14 protein-coding genes are annotated in these 17,144 nt (G+C 63.8%); 3 read left to right on the plus strand and 11 right to left on the minus strand.

The features are described 5' to 3' along the window. Nucleotides 1–230: 230 nt before the first annotated feature. Genes QZY48_RS00725 through QZY48_RS00770 form a run of 11 tightly spaced genes read right to left on the minus strand, consistent with a single transcriptional unit; the run spans nucleotide 231 to nucleotide 14,315 of the window. Nucleotides 231–953 carry a hypothetical protein gene (locus tag QZY48_RS00725; protein ID WP_295426503.1) on the minus strand — a complete coding sequence of 241 codons (723 nt, stop codon included), beginning with the start codon at nucleotides 951–953 and terminating at the stop codon, nucleotides 231–233. Further along, entirely contained in the window at nucleotides 950–2,956 is a 2,007-nt protein-coding gene (gene pglZ, locus QZY48_RS00730; RefSeq protein ID WP_295426504.1) for a BREX-3 system phosphatase PglZ, read from the minus strand. The genes QZY48_RS00725 and pglZ overlap by 4 nt, the downstream gene beginning before the upstream one ends. Next, complete coding sequence (locus QZY48_RS00735) at nucleotides 2,953–3,576, minus strand: hypothetical protein (RefSeq protein ID WP_295426506.1); 624 nt, start codon at nucleotides 3,574–3,576, stop codon at nucleotides 2,953–2,955. Before QZY48_RS00735 ends, pglZ begins: the two co-directional genes overlap by 4 nt. A gap of 11 nt (nucleotides 3,577–3,587) precedes the next feature. Beyond that, nucleotides 3,588–4,871 carry an AAA family ATPase gene (locus QZY48_RS00740; RefSeq protein WP_295426508.1) on the minus strand — a complete coding sequence of 428 codons (1,284 nt, stop codon included), beginning with the start codon at nucleotides 4,869–4,871 and terminating at the stop codon, nucleotides 3,588–3,590. Continuing rightward, nucleotides 4,868–7,645, minus strand: coding sequence for a DNA methyltransferase (locus tag QZY48_RS00745; RefSeq protein ID WP_295426510.1), 2,778 nt, complete (start codon nucleotides 7,643–7,645; stop codon nucleotides 4,868–4,870). The genes QZY48_RS00740 and QZY48_RS00745 overlap by 4 nt, the downstream gene beginning before the upstream one ends. After that, nucleotides 7,642–7,746, minus strand: a complete 105-nt coding sequence (locus QZY48_RS34530; protein ID WP_366929615.1) for a Fic family protein — start codon at nucleotides 7,744–7,746, stop codon at nucleotides 7,642–7,644. The genes QZY48_RS00745 and QZY48_RS34530 overlap by 4 nt, the downstream gene beginning before the upstream one ends. Then, a complete protein-coding gene (locus QZY48_RS00750) occupies nucleotides 7,743–8,561 on the minus strand; it encodes a DUF4276 family protein (RefSeq protein ID WP_295426512.1) in 819 nt (272 codons plus the stop codon). Before QZY48_RS00750 ends, QZY48_RS34530 begins: the two co-directional genes overlap by 4 nt. Further along, nucleotides 8,555–9,718 (minus strand): AAA family ATPase, encoded by a 1,164-nt coding sequence (locus QZY48_RS00755; protein ID WP_295426514.1) that lies wholly within the window; start codon nucleotides 9,716–9,718, stop codon nucleotides 8,555–8,557. Before QZY48_RS00755 ends, QZY48_RS00750 begins: the two co-directional genes overlap by 7 nt. A 13-nt stretch (nucleotides 9,719–9,731) precedes the next feature. After that, nucleotides 9,732–13,481 (minus strand): DUF6079 family protein, encoded by a 3,750-nt coding sequence (locus tag QZY48_RS00760; RefSeq protein ID WP_295426516.1) that lies wholly within the window; start codon nucleotides 13,479–13,481, stop codon nucleotides 9,732–9,734. Between the two features lie 18 nt (nucleotides 13,482–13,499). Next, the gene (gene brxF, locus QZY48_RS00765) at nucleotides 13,500–14,015 is read right to left on the minus strand and encodes a BREX-3 system P-loop-containing protein BrxF (protein ID WP_295426518.1); all 516 of its coding nucleotides are present in this window, start codon (nucleotides 14,013–14,015) and stop codon (nucleotides 13,500–13,502) included. A gap of 57 nt (nucleotides 14,016–14,072) precedes the next feature. Beyond that, nucleotides 14,073–14,315, minus strand: a complete 243-nt coding sequence (locus tag QZY48_RS00770) for an antitoxin (RefSeq protein WP_295426520.1) — start codon at nucleotides 14,313–14,315, stop codon at nucleotides 14,073–14,075. A 63-nt stretch (nucleotides 14,316–14,378) separates the two neighbouring features. On the opposite strand from QZY48_RS00770, the gene QZY48_RS00775 reads away from it, so the two are divergent. The 3 genes from QZY48_RS00775 to QZY48_RS00785 all read left to right on the plus strand — a co-directional run bounded on the left by QZY48_RS00775 (nucleotide 14,379) and on the right by QZY48_RS00785 (nucleotide 17,029). Further along, nucleotides 14,379–14,687 (plus strand): hypothetical protein, encoded by a 309-nt coding sequence (locus QZY48_RS00775; protein WP_295426521.1) that lies wholly within the window; start codon nucleotides 14,379–14,381, stop codon nucleotides 14,685–14,687. A gap of 81 nt (nucleotides 14,688–14,768) precedes the next feature. Continuing rightward, nucleotides 14,769–15,362: a malonic semialdehyde reductase gene (locus tag QZY48_RS00780; RefSeq protein ID WP_295426523.1), complete on the plus strand. Its 594-nt coding sequence runs from the start codon at nucleotides 14,769–14,771 to the stop codon at nucleotides 15,360–15,362. Between the two features lie 158 nt (nucleotides 15,363–15,520). Then, on the plus strand, nucleotides 15,521–17,029 hold the full coding sequence (locus tag QZY48_RS00785; RefSeq protein WP_295426524.1) for an L-serine ammonia-lyase: 1,509 nt from the start codon (nucleotides 15,521–15,523) through the stop codon (nucleotides 17,027–17,029). Nucleotides 17,030–17,144 lie beyond the last annotated feature (115 nt).

Raw genomic sequence — 17,144 nt, forward strand, 5'->3', positions numbered from 1 at the left:
GAAGAGGGCGGGGAGCCAATCTACGTACAAGCTCGAGGCTTCAGGGTCCGACGGCTTCCCGGGCACGCTCCGCAACATCCGTGTATCCACCATCCCTGTCAATCCCTGGAACAGAGCATACAAGGGTCCGCTGTGCGGACCAGCGGACCAGCGGACCAGCGGACCAGCGGACCAGCGCCCTCGCGCTCGGCACGCCGACTGGGCCGCGACTGCGCCCGCGGTCCAGACAACTATTGGATCATGACAAGCGGTGAACCAGACCCCTCGGAGCGCAGTTCCAGGGTCGGGCTGCGGGACACGACGAGGGTGAGCGAGTGATCCAACCGGAACGGATAGAGCACGGCCGCGGACGCAAGCCCGGAGACGCTGATGGCGCGCCCGGTGTAGCGGATGGCGGCCTCGATGAGCCAGGCGATCAACGCCTCATTGGCGATGGTCGTGGGCGGGTTGCGGATTACACGTCGCCCCTTGTCGACCCGCTCGCAGGTGCCCCAACTCGCCTGGGTCTGGAGCACCCGGTTGGCGGCGCGCCGGGTGACTTCACCTTCGCCGTAGGTCTCGGCCAGGCGGCGATGAAGCTCGGCGGCCGTGCAGTCGCCCTGGATGGTCGTGAGACGGCCCACCAACTCGGCGACCTTGCCGAAGAAGGGATAGGCGGCGATGGCCATACCCCAACAGAGGGCCGGGACGGGCACCTCGGGGAACTCCTGCCAAATACCAAGACACCGCTGGGCGAAGCCAATCAGCTCGGCGCGTGGTTCCAGCCACAGGCCGTTGAGGACGCTGCGGGTCTTGGTCCTGGACGGTATCCCCAACCCCGCAGTATCCAACAGCGTGTCGATCGTCTCGGCGTCCTGAGCCCCGCCGCGCACCTTGAGTGCGCACGTCGCCCAGTCGAGCGGAATGAATCGATCGAAACCGATCCGGGGCGCGGCGGCCGGGGTGTTGTTCAACGCCCGTCACTCACTTTCACGAAGGGGACAATCACCTCTTCGATCGAGCAGCCGCCGTGCGACACCAGCGCCTCGCCAGACGTGACGAAGGCGGTTCGGCCAGCGGCAAACAACGGCAGGAAGTCGCGAGACCAAGCCGGGACCTCAAGGCTGAAGGTTCCAGGGAACTGCGCCGCGGACTCGGCCCGCAACACAGCGCTGCGATAGACCCGCACCCGTTCGCCCCGGGTCTCCGCGATCACACCCTGATTCGGCCGCCCGATCCCGACGGCTTCGCAATTGCCATGATCGGCGGTCAAGTAGACCTGGAAGCCCTGATCGAGTAATAGCGCAAAGAGTCCGTCGACAAAGCCGGACTCGCACCAACTCGCGATCTGGCTCGCGATCCCCCGTTTGCCCAGGATGGCCCCGTGCACGATCTCATCGATGGTGTCGACGACGATTCCCGCCACCTGGACGCCCGGGTTCGCCAGGGCGACCCCCAACGCGTCGAGCTGATCGGCGCGGCGAACGCCCTTGCGGTAGAGAACCTCGCCGGGGCGTAACCCCTGGTCCTGCCAGAAGCGGGACCACAGGGCCGGCTCCCGGTGGGTGGTCTCCAACGAGTCCGCAAATTCTCGGGGCCGCAGCCCGGCGAACAGGGCCTGACGGGAAACGGCGGTCAGGGTTGGGAGCCAGGCGAAGCAGGCCCCTTCCGCGAACGCGAACCGCGGTGCCCGCGCCGTGACCGCCTCGCGGATTTGAACCCATTGGTCCAAGGCCAGCCCGTCGAAAACCAGCAGCGCCACCCGTGGCTCTGCGGCGTTGCGGCGCAGGGCCAGGAAGCGCGGGATCTGGTGCACCATGGCTGGCGCATTCGCCGCCGGCAGAGACGGCAGGACCGCATAGTGTTCAGTCATCCAGGCCAGCAGACGTTCATCCGCGAGACGCTGCAACTGCGCAACGTCTTCCTTAAGACCCTGGGCGCGGGCGGTATCAAGGCTGTGGAAACGGGCGAGGGCCTCGCCGAACCGTCGTGCGAAGGCCCCCCAGTCCCGGTGCTTGGCCTCGGTGGTCGGCAGTGTCTCGACCAGGGCTTTCAGGCCGTCCACGACCAGGTTGCGCAGTGCTGCGGGGTCCTTGACGATCCCAATCGCAATGCTTTTCGAGACAGTGGCCGGCAGGTCGGCGGGAAGGTAGTGCACGGCCAGGGGATGAAGGGTCCCGTCCAGGAACATCGAATCGACCAGGCCCCGAATATCCGGATGAGCGAAGTCAATCGCGATCCTGACCCCGTGCCCCGGCGGCGTTGCCTCCGCGATACGCGAGCCGGTGACACCCAGGTCTTTCAGATACCGATACCAGGCGTCCTGAACACATCGCAGTGTGCTTGACTTCGAGGACAACAGTTCATTGATCGGCAATCCTGTGAAGGCGTCGTTTGCCCCGATGATCCGGGCCATGTGCTCGATGAGGACCGGGGGCAGTACGAGATCCCGGTGATGCAGCCGCAGCAGTTCCCGCCAGAGGTCCACCCCACGGCCGATCAGGTGCGGGGCGAGGCGGAACACATGGGTCAGGATGAATGCCTTGGTCGCCGCCTCACCGAGCGACTGGAAAGCGTGCTTGGCGTGCGCATCGAACAGTGCGTCCAGATGCTCCGCGGCGACTTGCCTGACCACGCCGTAGCTTAAAGAAGGAAACAGGTTCGCCAGGCTCAGGTGAACCGTCCGCGCCTGACGCAGATAGTCCCAGGGCAGCGCGTCCGGCTCCGCGGAACGCAGATGCAACACCAGGCTCAAGGCCCGCCCCTCCTCACCGCGGTCCCAGGCCTGCCGGTAGCGCTCCTCGTACTCGGCCCGAAAGGCAATCGGGTCCTCGAAGGGCAGCACCTCAAACCCCCGGGTGCGCAACCCAGCCAGTATCCGCTCGTCCAACAGCACCGCGTCGGGGTCCGCCGCGATCCACAGACGGGCCAGGTCGGGCGGAAACTCACGCAGGATGCGATCGACCCAGGCGCTCATGGCGGAAACCAGCCCTGCAGAATACCGACGATCCGCTCGAACGATGGACATTTCCGGAGACCTTTGATGCTGGCCTGCCGACCGATTTCCTCGAAGTCTCGCGGCGAGATAGTGCGGCGCAGGTGCTCACGCATGAGGTGCTCGAACAGCTCTTTGGGCTGCTCCTGCTTCAATGTCTCCAGCGGCTTACCCTGCTTAACCGCGAAGGCGTTCAGGCAAGGACCGATTGCCTCCACCGTCACCCCGCAATGCTTGGCGAGGGCTGGCTCGCAATGCCACAACCAAACCTCGACCTCGGGGACCAAGGCAGTCGTGGCACTTCGCCCGGACCAGGAGTAGCTGTCGAGCCGGGCTTGAACCTCTATCTCAAGTTCTTGCGCAGACATCCGATGCTCGCGACCGCAACCGGCGAAATCCCAAAGCAACAGCGCCTTGTCATAACCACCCTTCTTCATCCGCGCCAGTTCAGCGCCGCTTTGCACCATCCCGGCATCGCGCTGGGGGTGGCGCTCGATATCGAAGGCGATGGAGCGGATGCCAAGCGCATCAGGCCGTCCGAGCACCGAGCGCATCAGGGCCAGGGCATCGGCATCCGCCGTGTAGACCAGCAAATCCTTCATTGCCTTAGCCGTCATTCCAAGAGTCCGGCGGCGAATATCACCCCTAGATCGGGTATGCCGTCCCACTCCTTCAGCATTGGATGCTTGGGGCCGGGGGTTATGTGAGTCCCGGACTTGTCCCGCGATAAGCAGAGCAAGGACTCGATGCCGCATTGCTGCACCACGAAGGGTGAATGTGTGGCCAACAGCGTCTGTCCGCCCGGAATGGTCGAAAGTGAGCGCAGGATGATCTCCAGGGCCTTGGGGTGGACCCCGTTCTCCGGCTCCTCGACCATGTAGAGTGCAGACTCGGCGGGGAGAAATGCGGGCAGGGTCAGGGCCAACATGCGCAGGGTGCCGTCGCTCAAGAGCCAACTCGGCACATCCAGACCGTTCTCGTAGCGCAGCACCAGGAACTCGGCGTTGTCGGCCTGGCGCCGGTCCCAGCCGATGTTGACCAGATCGGGCAGGGCGTAACGCAGATGCTCCACCCAGCGAGTCACCGCCGAGTCGGGCTCTGCCCATCGAGGTCGGTTGTATCTTTTCCGGAGCCGGAGCACTGTTATTGCTTTGGACTCTGCCACGCGCGGCGCTGATTGGCCATTGGTATCGAGTAGTCTACCAACCACCCGGGCCATGTTGGTGCCATCCAGATCCAGGTCAGTCCCTCGTGTTGCCGGGCACGGTAGGCGCATCGCCCGGCTGTTGAGCTGAATGTAACGCACCCCCTGCATCAAAAAGCGGCGCACCGCGTTGGCCGTCGGGTAAAGTTCCTCGTCAGGTGGCGTCAGGGCCAGGGTGAGCTTATCGAGTCCGAAATTGAAAGAATCCTTATAGGTACCCTTTTCCCGCGAATAATAATCCGTGCCTTTCGAGGTCTTGCCGAGCAAACGCTTCGGCTTGACCGACGCGCTAAAACGTAGCTTGCCGCTCTTGGGCAGCCAGGCACGAGAGTATTGACGCAGTGCCTCATCCTCCACGCAGACCCCGAGTTCGGCGTCCTGCCGAATGACGAGGCGATATTGCAACAGGCTGTCAGAAAGTGCAGACAACTCAGCGGAAAGGTCCAGCCACAGTTCAATCTCGACCGACCCACCGCGCCGCATCCAGGTCAGGTCATTGAAATCCGCGATCCCCCGCGACTCCACTGCCGTCCCAGGCCCATGGGCCAGACAATCGCGCACGAAGTCGATCGCATCCAATACGGTGGTCTTGCCGACGCCGTTCGGCCCGACCAACACCTGAAAGCGCGACAGCGGCAACGCATCGAGCGATTGAATGCCTTTGAAATTGCGCAGTGTCAACCCGACAATCATGTCTCGGACTCCAAGCGGGTAAGGGCCTGGTCATACCACAGCAGCAGTTTTTCGTCTTCTTGCAGTGCCTCTTCCGGGATCTTCGCGGCGAGGGCGACGATGGCCCGGTAGTCCTTGGCTGCCCAGGCGGCCCTGAAGCCGGCGCGCAGGACCTCGAGGCGGAACTCCTTCAAGCGTCGGCCGGTGTGTGCCTGGTAGGTCGCGAACTCCTTGAGCAGGGCCTTCTCGCGCTTCTTCTCCAGGTCTTGGGCCTTGTTCGGGTCGGGTACATACCAGCGGTCTTGCGCCTTGGCGACCAGGGCCGGGTGGTCCTTGGCGAGACCGCGCAAGTCCTTGTGGTTGGTCGAGAGGTAGCTGTGGATCTGGCTCGGGACCTCGCCCGCGCCGTCGTAGCACAGGAAGCTGTCGTCCAGCAGTTGGCCCAACTCCGGGATGATCTCGCCCTTCTTCTTGGCCGCGCCGATCTGCGGCATGTAGTCGGGGAGGATCTCCGAACGGGTCGCTGGGCGCTTCAACAAGAACCGGGTCAGCCAATCGATGGCGCTGCGCTCGTCCGAAACGAATAACTCCGCCTGTTTGGATTGGGGAATCCGCGACCTGGCCTGTTCGTAGGCGACACGCTGCTCCGGCAGGAACACCATCCCATCGACCATCTCGAAGCGCGCGGCCAGTTCCGCAATGAACTCGGGGCTGGAGAGGGGCACCATGGCATCATGGCGGATGAACCAGGCATCCAGCCGGTCCTTGATGCGCCGCGGGTCGCGCTCGACGTTGTGTACCAACTCCTGGAAATCGCCCTGAGTGACCTTGACCGAGGGCAATTGCCGCAGGTGGGTGCGCACAAAGTCCCAAGCGGAATCCGGCGTGGCGCCATTGCGATTGAAACGCTCTTCCAGGCCGCCATTCGGTTTATAGGCCGAGATCACCAGGTCCTGCTTCATCGCCGTCGCCGAGGTCACCTGGCGATAGCTCCCCTGCACCTTGTCCAGGGCCGTCACCTCCGCCACCACGAAGCCCGCCTGCTGCAATGCGACCTGGATCGCGTTCCACACCGCCGCCTTGCTGTTGGAGAAGACCACCGTCATCCAGCGGCCTGGTTTCAGTACCCGATAATACTCGGCGAAGCAGCGCTGCATCAGGTGTTGATATTCCGGCAGGGCCTTGTGCTTGAAGCGGTCGATGATCGCCTCGGGTCCGGCATCGGTAAAGACCCGGTGCCAGGACTCGACCAGGAAATTGAGATCAGCGTAATAGATGTTCTCGCCGAAGGGTGGATCGGTGAAGATGTAGTCGATACTATTGTCCGACAAGGGTACCCGGGCAGCCGTGCCGGTGCCGATGAAGGCGGTCCCTGGGGTCGTCCGGTAGGCGCGAAACGCGCTGGTGAGCCTGGCCAGCTTGCCGTCGAGGATATACCAGGGACTGCATTCGGAGTGCTGCGAGGCAACGTAATAAACACCGTTGAGATACTGGTTAACTTGCGAGAAATGTGTCGGCGCGTACCGTGCTAAAACCGACATTCCCCAAATGGCCTGTTCGACGAAGAACAGCAATATCTCGCGGATGCGGTCGTCGGGGTTGTCTTTTGCCTTGCGCCACAAGGCACCCAGTGCCTGCCCGGCACGTGGCAGGAAAAAATGATGTGTATTTGAGAATCCCTTCGGCGCAATTCGCGATCCGTGGTACATCGCCTCGATGGGAAACCGTACCGTCGGCATCCGCGGCGGCAACGGCAGGGCCTCGATCCGTTCCAGCACCGCGAGGTCCTGCGCATCCGGCCGCTTCTCCCGGCGCTGCCCCTGCGCGACATAAGAGATCAGCGCCGGCCGAAACTTCACCCGCTGCCAGGGCTCGCCGGTCGCCGGATCAATCCGCGATTCAAGGACGCGCTCAAGTCGATCCTTGTTCAGGTCGGCCCCGCAGTGGGGACAGGGGAAGCTGTCCCGTACCCGTTTGGTCTCGGCATCCAGTGCCTCGGCGATGAAGTCGATCTGCCCTGCGCACTCGGGACAGGCGAAGACCTCGCTCCACACGGTATACTCGATTCGCCCCTTGGTCTTGCCGTCGGTATGCAGCGTCTCGTACATCCAGCCCAGTTCTTGCTCCAGCTCCTTGAGTAGTTGTCGACCGGCAGCGGCGAAGGCGCCCACGTCGAATGGCAGGTTGTAGTTCGCAGCGATGAAGGTGGCCGCGGGTGATAGGTCGTTCAGGATGACCCGCCGCGCCCCCCACCGGGGCGACTCCTTGCCTTGGCTCTTCCACTCGCCCTCCAACTGGTGCCGGTAGGCGGCCGGTGCGGCCCCGCACCATTGGGCGGCGACCCCGGTCATGCCGGAGCCGGCAAAGCCGTCGAGCACCAGGTCACCGGGTTCGGTGTAGTGCAGGATCGAGGGAACGATGGCCAGATGGGGCACCTTGGTGTGGTAGCCGTGGGCCTTGTAGAGCGGGTCCGTCTTGCCTACTGAGACATCGATGGTCATCGGCTCCCGGCGATACGCAAGCTCGGGGTCATAGGGTCGCCCGTAGTGCGCAACGAATGCCTCAAGAAAGGGATTGGGGCAGGCGGTGTAGTAAGGCGGGTCTGACATGGCCAGGATGTCCGCGTCCATGCCGATGGGAAACCCCTCGATCTTGCGAAACTCCGGATCTCTTAGGCGCTCGCGCAGGATGTCAATAAAGTGCTCGCGTCTGGCTTGCTCGCTCGGGAAGGTCTGTCCCAGACATTCGACGGGTCCGCCAACCGTGGCAATCTGGCCGTCAAACAGGTCGTTCATGGGGCCTTGTCCTTCTGTTGTTGCGCGGCGAGCAACGTTGTCCCGCGCTCGGTCAGGCGGTAGCGTTGCTTGCTGCTTTGCGGTTTGTCTGGAATGGTCATCGTAACAAGCCCAGTTCCAGCAGCGGCGTCAAGCACTGATCACGGAAGTCGGTGCGGTTGACGCGCTCGGCCACATCCAAGAGCTCGGTGATGGTGTGCGCTGCGTTCATCCTGGTCAGGAGTCCCTGTTGGTCTGCTGTCAGTTGAGACCAGGTGACGACTTGGTCCTCACTTGGTTGCGACAAGAGCCCCATGCGACGCTTAAGCTCATCGATAAGACGCTCTGCCCAACCGGAAGCGACGGTGACTTTGGCCGGGTCGATCAGGCGCAAGAGCTGGAACGAGTGCTCGCCCTTACCATACTCGGCCTTGGTCTTGCAGTGGGCAGTGGCGGTCTTGAGGCTCTTATACAGCGCTTGCTTGTCGATGCCTTCGATGGATCGCGATTGCTTTGGGAGGGCATTGGGTTTGAAGCCTTGACCAAAGAATGCCTGAAGCCGTTGCCGATCCGCGATGAGCCAGCTTTCCATGCAAACGACCATGAGGTGACAGTCTTTATCTGTCGCGCCTTCCGGCTTGCTCCACTTGTCACGCTGGCGCAGATGCTCCCAAGGCTTCCATTGGCTCTTGTCCTCGCCGGGTTGGTGCGCGGCCGACACCAGGGCTTCGCTATCCACGAGCAGCAGTGCCGACGCGCCTTGCGCAACCGCAATACAGAAAGACTCGTAAGCCTTGCCCCGACTGCCCCGGGCGTTGATGGTATGTGGACCCGTCACGCCGGCTTCGGTCAGGAATGTTTTGAACGCCCGACGGCAGGCCGTACGCAGATCGTTGGTGTCGCCGCCACCTTCGACAAAGACGGTGATTGCTACCATCGTGTCCCTCCCAGATCGCCGCTCATCCATAACTCACCGAGGCGGTATTTCTCCAGCCAGGGTTTCAGTTCGTCCGCCTTAAGCCTCTTCAGCCTGGTGCCATTGTCGTCCTTCTCGGCGACCAGGACGTTCTCCGGTTGATCGTGCATGCAGTTCACCAACACATCGGAATGGGTGGTCACGATGAGTTGGCAGCGCTCGGACGCTTCTTTTAGCAGTTCGGCGACCGTGGGCAGGATGTCGGGGTGCAGGCCAAGCTCGGGTTCCTCAATGCAGACCAGGGGAGGCGGTTTGGGGTGACAAAGGATGGCGAGCAGGCAGAGGTAGCGCAGGGTCCCGTCCGAGAGGCGGGTTGCTGGAACGATGAAGCGGCCTTCCTGAATGAACACTTGAACGGTTCCGCCCTCGACCTGGACATCGTAGTCATCAATCCCTTCGTAGAGGGTACGCAGTGCCTTGAGCGTCCGTTCTTTGACGCTGGGCTCGCGACGCAAACGGTTCAATACCAATCCCAAGTTGGCAGCATCCGCTGCCAGTGCATCGTTGGGTAGGTCGGCCTTCTGCGGCAGACGCAGTGCCGTCACCGGCCCGAAACTGGAGTCGCGATAGAGACGAATCTTGCTCAGGACCTGCGCGAGATAAGTAATCTCCGGGTATTGGTCGGGGTCCCGACGCTGGGAAAGAATCGATTGGTTTGAATCGATATCCTCATGCTGTAGCGAGCGCTTCTTTCCCTTGACGTTGAGGACGCCGCGGCCACCCTGGAATCTATAATAGAAAATGGGCTGCTTGTGTCCGGAGTCGGGATGCTCGTTCTCTATATGCTCTCCGGTCAATTGAAACCGCTGACCAACTTCGGTAAACGAGAGGCCGTACCGCAGGTTGGCCGGGCCTCTCGGGTTAGAGACAACCACTTCCACGGCAGCGGTTGGCGTTCCCTCGCCACCTTTCCATAGCCAGTCACGCACACCGCCACCGTCGCTGATCGGGGTCGGTAAGTCCTTGGGTGCCCCGCGTATCAGGTCGATCGCCGACAGCAGGTTGGACTTGCCCGAACCATTGGTACCAATGATCAGATTCAAGGCGTTCAAAGGTATCGCCTCGGAGGTCGGGCCATAGCTCAGAAAGCGATTGAGTTTGATGGAATGAATCAACATTGTATGGTCCCGGTTACTCGACGACAAACCGCAGCTTGCCGGCGTCTTTGCCCTTGCAGCGGTCATTGATGAAGGTCTCGAAGCGCTTGCGCAGTTCCTCCGGGGTGGCCGGCGAACCCCCCGCGAGCAGCGCTTGCTTGATGTCTTCGCCGGTTACGGTCACCGGCTCTAACCCCGACAGTGCCTCGGCGACGGCGCCCACGAACCCCGGAGGGATCGGCTCCGGTAGGGCTTGTGCGTCGAGAAATGCCTCGATGGTGTGGCGGTCGGCGGCCTTGAGCAGGGTGAAGTTGGCCTGGATGATCGGGTCGTCCAGGTTGTCCAGCAGGGTCTGCTGCCAGGCAGAGAGTAGACGATCCAGGTCATCATCGAGCTTGGTCAGGGCATTGGCGGCGGGACCCAAGGCAAGCGATTCATTGGCCGGTTTGAAGCTGCAATGGGGGCAGATGGGGCTTGCGACCAATTCGGTGTCGGTGAGCTGATAGCAGCTCTTGAGATTCGCCAGCCGCTCCTCGAAGGCGGCGAGCTGACTGGTCGGCATCAGTGAGATACCCGCCAAGGCGCGCAAGGCGACCAGCCGGGTGTCCTTGCGTAGGGCGGTCTTGGTCTTGTCTTCCGTGACACCCAGACGTGCCTTGCTGTGGCTCGCGATATAGGCGTTGACATAGTCCTTCTTCAACTTCACCAGCGCTTGGCGACACCCGGCGGCGATGGCGGCGCTGGTGCTGCCGGACCTGATCACACCGGGGGCACCGCTGAGCTTGGCGACGGTCGCTGCCCGCTCGGTCTGGGCCTGCGCGATCCATGGGTGATCGCCCGGTAGAACGATCTCGGCCTGGGACAGATACGCGGCCGTGGGACCCAACTCGGCGACCAGCACCAGCAGGGCCTCGCAGGCGGAGAGCACCTCCAGGTTCTGCTTCTGGGCCCTGAGGTCTTCCAAGCCGATGCGCAGGTTCTTGAGCTTGCCGACGGTGTTGTAGGGCGAGAGGGCCTCGGTGAAGGTCTTGAATGCGTCGAGTCGAGTGCGCCAGTCGCGTAACTCCTCATCGCGCAGCAGTGACTGACCCCAGAAGGCCAGGCGGCCCGGCATATCGGTCGTCGCCTTGAGGCCGCGGTTGACCAGCTCGCCGACGGCCTGTTGCAACTGTTTGACGGGCTCCTCTGAGCCTTGGGTCGCCAGTTGGGCCAAGCCGGGGGAGCGGCCCAGCAGTTCAAACAGCGCGCGCAGGACCTCCACGTCGAGTTCTTTCGGGGCCTCGATGTGCTTGAACGCCGCAAGTGAATCCAGCGAGTGTTCCGCCAATTGGCCAAGTTTGCCGGAGTCGATCTTGTCGCCGGTGATGGCGAGCACGCAGTTTCCGCTGTAGACCAGGGCGCCCAGGACGACCGCGAACAGGTCCGACTCCAGGCGGAACCGGGCGGGGGCGAAGTGCTCGCTGTCGTAGGCGCCGGTCAGCAACTCACCGTGGTTGAGCACCTGGCCGTGACCCTTGGCCTTGAGGCGGGTCAACACCTCTTGGGCATAGGGTGATAGACCAGTGTCGATGCGGTCGCCGTCGAGCATCGCCAGTGCGTCCAGGATCGCCACGGCGTCTTTGGTTCGGGGGCCGCCGGCCAGCCACCGCAGCGCGCTGACGACAAGCTGCTTGCGGTTGGTCTCGGTGACGAGCAGCGAGAAGGTCGGATACTCGGGGGCGAGGTCGGCAAACTGTTGGCGGAGCGCGAGCCCGGAGACCACATTGACGATATCGCGGAAGTTGATGCGATCGTCTGCCCCCAGACGGGCCTTATCGCGCATTGAGACGCCGCGCACCCAGTCGGCAAGGGGTTTGGTCTTGCCGGCGTGGGTGACTTCCAGGGCGGTCATCTGCTTTTCCTGTAGCCACTTGCTCATGGCCTTCAGGGCGTCCTGGCTCTTTCCGAGATAGATATTCTTGGGGTTACCGCTGGCCGTGGAGGCGAGATCGAGCGCCGCGGCATAGGTGGCCAAATGGTGCTTGATGTCCTCGTCGAGTCCCTTGAGGCGGAAGAACACCTCGTCCGCCAGGTGTTCGTCGCGAAAGCGCGGCGGGTCGAAGGGCTGGATGAAATAGATGTAGAAGTCGCGCGGCGGCTGGGCCGTGGGGCGGTCATTGGGGGCACCGAAGAAGAGATAACCGACGCGCTCGACCCGCCGCTCCTGCCATTCGATCTGGTACTGCCAGATCTGGAAGCCGGAGACGTAGGTGGTCTCGTCGGTGCGCTCCATGAGCTGGCGCACCGCGCTGAAGTAGGCGCGGTCGAGAGCATTGTCGGACAGGGCATCGGCGCGCTTTTCGATCTGCGCGTCGTAGTCGATGTCTTTCTTGAGATCCAGGTAATACTGATCGGTGCCTGGCGCCTTGGAGATGAACTGTCCGTTGACGGTCTTGCTGGTCTCGCGGAGCACCGTCTGGACCAGCGAGAGGAGATCGGCTGCCGGGTCGCCCCCCATCTCCTCGATACCCGGGTGGTACAGACACAGGGTATCGCGCAGTTCCTCAGCCGTCGGCCCTAGGGGGACATAGATGTCGCCGCCGGTGGTCAGTCGGTGCACCGACAGTGCGGCGATCAGGCGCAGGGCCATGGGCTTGTAGGCCGGGCGGGCAAAGGCTTGTTGGACCCGCCCGGACAGCACCTCGGAGACCTTGACCACAGGACCGATGGCGGGGTCGGCACGCAGCACCGAATTGGCCGTCACGGTGTCCCAAAAACGGTCATACCCAAGCAGTCCGGGCCGGTCGGCGGGGACCTGATTCGCAAGCATGGCCTGAATCTGATCCCGGATGGTAACGAGCGCGCCGCGCTTTTCGGCGAAGATCAGGCGCTCGAAGGTGCCGATGTAGTCCGGATGCACCGGAAACAGGCGGACGTACTCATCCATCCGCTCGTTCATGCTGCCGTAGCAGCGGGCGAAGGGCGTCAGATAGGTGCGAATCTTGTCCTGTTGGTCGGCGGACTTCTTCAGCAGTCGTTCCGCGACCACGAAGCTCACATCCGCTCGGGCGAGCAGTACCTGGGTGAACCTGTCTTTGACCCGGCGCAGGCTGTCGGCGACATGCTGGAAGCGGCTGCTGTCGAAGACCGCCTCCTGGACGCCGGCCACGAAGCGGAAGCGCAGGTGCTTACAGACCTCGCCAATCTCGCGCAAGAAGGACAGATCGAGCACCAGGTCGTGGTCCTTGCGCGAGCGCAGGTACTCCAGGAATTCGTCGACCACAAGCAGGACGCCCTGGCCCGGATAGACCTCGTCGAAGGCGGCCATCATCGCCTCGAAGGCGGCCTTGTTGTTGACCACAAGGTCTGCGGGCGGGAATCGGTAGTCCACGCCGATCCGTTTGAGTAGTGATTCCAACTCGCCGGTCACGATCTGGCGCAGCGACATCTCGCTTACAACCTCGGTGCGGTGGACCTGGAACCGGCCAGCAATCGCGCCGGCCGCCTCGGCGACCTTGGGGTGGCGTAGCATGGCCACGTATTTGGCGTCTTCCGCGACCAACGAGAGCACCGACATCAGATGCGATTTGCCGGTGCCGTAGTTGCCGACGATGAGCACGCCCTTATGGTCGACGGACTCGTCGAAGGAGATCTGCGGGATCATGACACCGGCGATGCGCTCGGCCATGTCGTCGGAGATAACATAGGTCGCGACCAGCTTTTGCCCCTCGTCGGGGCGGTTCGCGTCGAGCAGTTGAATGACCGACTCGATCGGCTCGAATTGGATGAGATCCCCGTAGCGCATGCCTTCCTGTCCCTTTTTCTATTGCTTGAGGTCGAGCGCGACCAAGCCATCGAGGCCATAGTCGCGATATTCCGCGTGCCCCATCTCGGCGTAGGTCAGGCGCGGCCGATAGGAGCCGGGGCGTCCCGCCCCGGTGCCAGGTTCCGGCTCAGTGCCACCCGGCCGCAGTGCCCCCGGCCAGACCGCCACCACCCGCCGACCTTGGGCCTGGCGCTTGAGTAGGTCCAGGGGGTTGAGGGCGAGCGAGGCATCGAACAGTAATTCGATGTTGTCGATCAACAGCAAGTCGTCGCGCACATGGGGGCCCGCGATCTCGCGCAGGAGGCTGCCCGCCTGGAGCCGGCGCTCACGCTGGGGGACCGCGGCGAGCCGCCGGCCCAACTCCGCGCCCAGATTCAGGGGCTCGGCCCCGGTGCGATGGCCAAAGGCCCGCAGCAGGGCGGTCTTGCCGCTCCCGGGCGGACCTGTCAGCAGAACGAGCTTGCTGTGCAGGGCAGCGAGATCCTCGACCAGCCGTTCCAGGCGCGCGAGCATTTTTTCTGTGGCTCCTTACTCGTTGCTTGATCGTGAGGATCTCGCCCCGTCCATGGCTTAGAGGCGGATGTCGTCCAGGGGCAACAGACCTTGGTCCACGTCGGGGAAGGGCTCATCGAGCAGCTCCCATCCGGCAAGGTGGCTTGCGAGGTCAGGCCGGCGCTTCACCGGTTCGACAATCAGACGCTCGCCGCCCCTGCGGATGCTGGCCGCGTCCGCGTCGAGTTCGAGTTCGCGCGGGATGCGAAGTGCTTGATTGCGTCCGCTGCGAAACAGGCGGACCTGGCGTTCAGGCTGCATCGGACAGGGCTCCAAGCAAAAAACCAACGCCCAAGCATAGGCCAAACAGGCAGGCGACGCGAGATGACTCTGATCATCGTTCCGGCCACCGAGGCGTATCGGTTGGCCCCTTCACGGCGGCCGACTGGGAGCGCCGCACCCAAGTCGCGGCCCGGCCTGTCCGCAGCACGCAACGCCGTGATCGCTCGCGAGATCGCGCCGCACTGGCCCATTCTTCGCGCAGTTGCCGCGTGGGGCGTCGCTCTCGATGGCGAAGGTTTCCAGGGTTGCGAAGTCCGGTTGCTGCATGGCGCGCACGGCTCTTTGTGGGCGGTGACCCATTTTGTCGGACCATCGCCGGAATTATCTTCCGGACCAGGCGCGAACCGTTAGCATGGATCAGCGCCGTGCGGCGGCCGCCGGCCGCCCTCGATTGCTTGCCCACCACCAACGACAGCTACAGGCCACTAAACCATGTCCCACCCTCTCGACGCCCAAGCCCTCGATCAACTCTTCCGCACCGCCCGCACCTATCCCCGCTGGCAGGACCGGCCGGTGACTGAGGCGCAACTGCGCGAACTCTATGACCTGACCCGGTTCGGGCCCACGAGCATGAATGCATTACCGGCCCGCTTCGTCTTTCTGCAGAGCGCCGCGGCCAAGGAACGGCTGGTACCGGCCCTGATGGAGGGCAATGTGGCGAAGGTGCGCGAGGCCCCGGTGACGGTGATCCTGGCCCATGACACCCGGTTCCCGGAGCTGATGGCCGAGTTGTGGCCCCATACCCCGGACGTCGCGGCCATGTTCGCCGCCGACCCGCCCTGGGCCGAGGTGACGGCCTTTCGCAACAGTACCTTGCAGGGGGCCTATCTGATCCTGGCGGCGCGCGCCCTGGGGCTCGACGTGGGGCCCATGTCCGGATTCGATAACGCCCGGGTGGACGCCGAGTTCTTCCCCGACGGGCGCTGCCGGTCCAATTTCCTCATCACCCTGGGCTATGGTGAACCGGGCGCCTTGCACCCCCGCGGGCCGCGGCTGTCGTTCGAGCGGGCCGCGACCCTGCTCTGACGGCTGGGGGTCGACGGCCAAGGATCGGAACGCGCTGCGATGCGTCTTTTGTGACCCCCTTCACGTCGGGCGGCGAAGCGCGGCTATACTTTGTCGGAGCCGTCTGTAACACGATCGCGGTCTGCTGCGGCCGCGAGCCCATCGACCGGAGACATCCAATGGACCGCCGCGACTTTCTCAAGTTGTCCGCCATGGCGCCGGTAGCCGGCGGCCTGTTGTTGCTCCCGCAGGGCGTCGGCGCGCGCGGCATCCCCGCCGCGGCCCTGGGCGAGCGGCCCGCGGGCCTGTGTTACCAGGCACCGCCGGCCGGGGCGATCGCCGCCACCCTCAAGGACCTGTTCAAGATCGGACCGGGGCCCTCCAGTTCCCATACCGTGGCGCCGATCCGCATTGCCGGCAACTTCCGGGCGGCGGTCGCCGCCCTTCCCGGAGACCAACTGGCGCGGGCCGCGCGGATCGAGGTGACCCTGTTCGGCAGCCTGAGCGCCACCGGCAAGGGCCACCGGACCGACCGCGCCATCCTGGCCGGCTTGCTCGGGCAGCAGCCGGAGACCTGTGACACCGCATTGATGGATGCCCTGCACGACACCACGCAGGTGCGCACCACCCAGATCGGGGGCAAGCAGTTTGAACTGTCGGGGGCGACCCTCGTGTGGGACCTGGGCGACCACGCCTTTCCCTATGCCAACACCCTGATCATGCGCCTGTTGGCCGGCGACGGCACCAGTATCTTCGAGCGCGAGTATTATTCCACCGGCGGCGGCTTCTACACCTGGAAGGGTGAACCCCCGCCGGAGCGCGGCCAGCCCGTGCATCGCTTCGGCAGCATGACGCAATTGCAGGAAAGGGCCACTGCCACCGGCCTGCCGCTGCACCGGATCATGCTGGACAATGAAATGGCAATCATGGGCATCGGGGAACCGGAGGTCAATGACCACCTCGACCTGGTGATCGACACCATGGACCGGGGGGTGACGCTCGGATTGACCGAGGAAGGGCCCCTGCCGGGCCCCTTTGTGCTCTATCGCAAGGCCAAACGGATCAATGAGCAGGCCGCCAAGGCCGATGGCGGCGAGGCCTTCATGGGCGAACTGAGCAGCTTTGCCCTGGCGGTCTCCGAAGGCAATGCCGCCGGGCGTCTGGCGGTGACCGCACCCACGCTGGGCTCGGCCGGGACCATGCCGGCGGTGCTCTATACGCTCAACCGGCGGATGCAGGTCCCCCGCGAGGCGCTGCGCCAGGGGCTGATGGCCGCCGGGGCCGTGGGCCTGATCTGCAAGACGAACGCCAGTGTGGCCGGGGCCGAGATGGGGTGTCAGGCCGAGATCGGCGTGGCCAGCGCCATGGCGGCGGCGCTGCTGGCCCAGGCGACGGGCGCGTCGCCGCAGGTGACGGAAAACGCGGCCACCATCGCCCTGGAGCATCACCTGGGCATGACCTGCGATCCGGTGGGGGGCTTCGTCCTGATCCCCTGTATCGAGCGCAACGCGTTCGGCGCCATCAAGGCCTATAACGCCTGGCTGATCGCCAAGAACGAGATCGCCTCCCAGCACTGGGAAGACCTCGATCGCGTCATTGCGGCGATGGCCGAGGCCGGCCGCGCCATGCCGGCGCGATTGCGGGAGATGGGTACCGGCGGTCTGGGCGTTACGCTGGTGGAATGCTGAGTAACGAGTCAAGAACAGGTTAAACACAACACCGTCGTTGTCGTTGTCGTTGTCGTAATCGTAATCGGAGAACCGCTGCAAATCGGCTTGCGAGAGACTCCTGGGCGCTACGATA

Origin of the sequence: uncultured Thiodictyon sp. (assembly GCF_903828115.1) — a bacterium.
In the GTDB taxonomy this organism is placed as follows: domain Bacteria; phylum Pseudomonadota; class Gammaproteobacteria; order Chromatiales; family Chromatiaceae; genus Thiodictyon.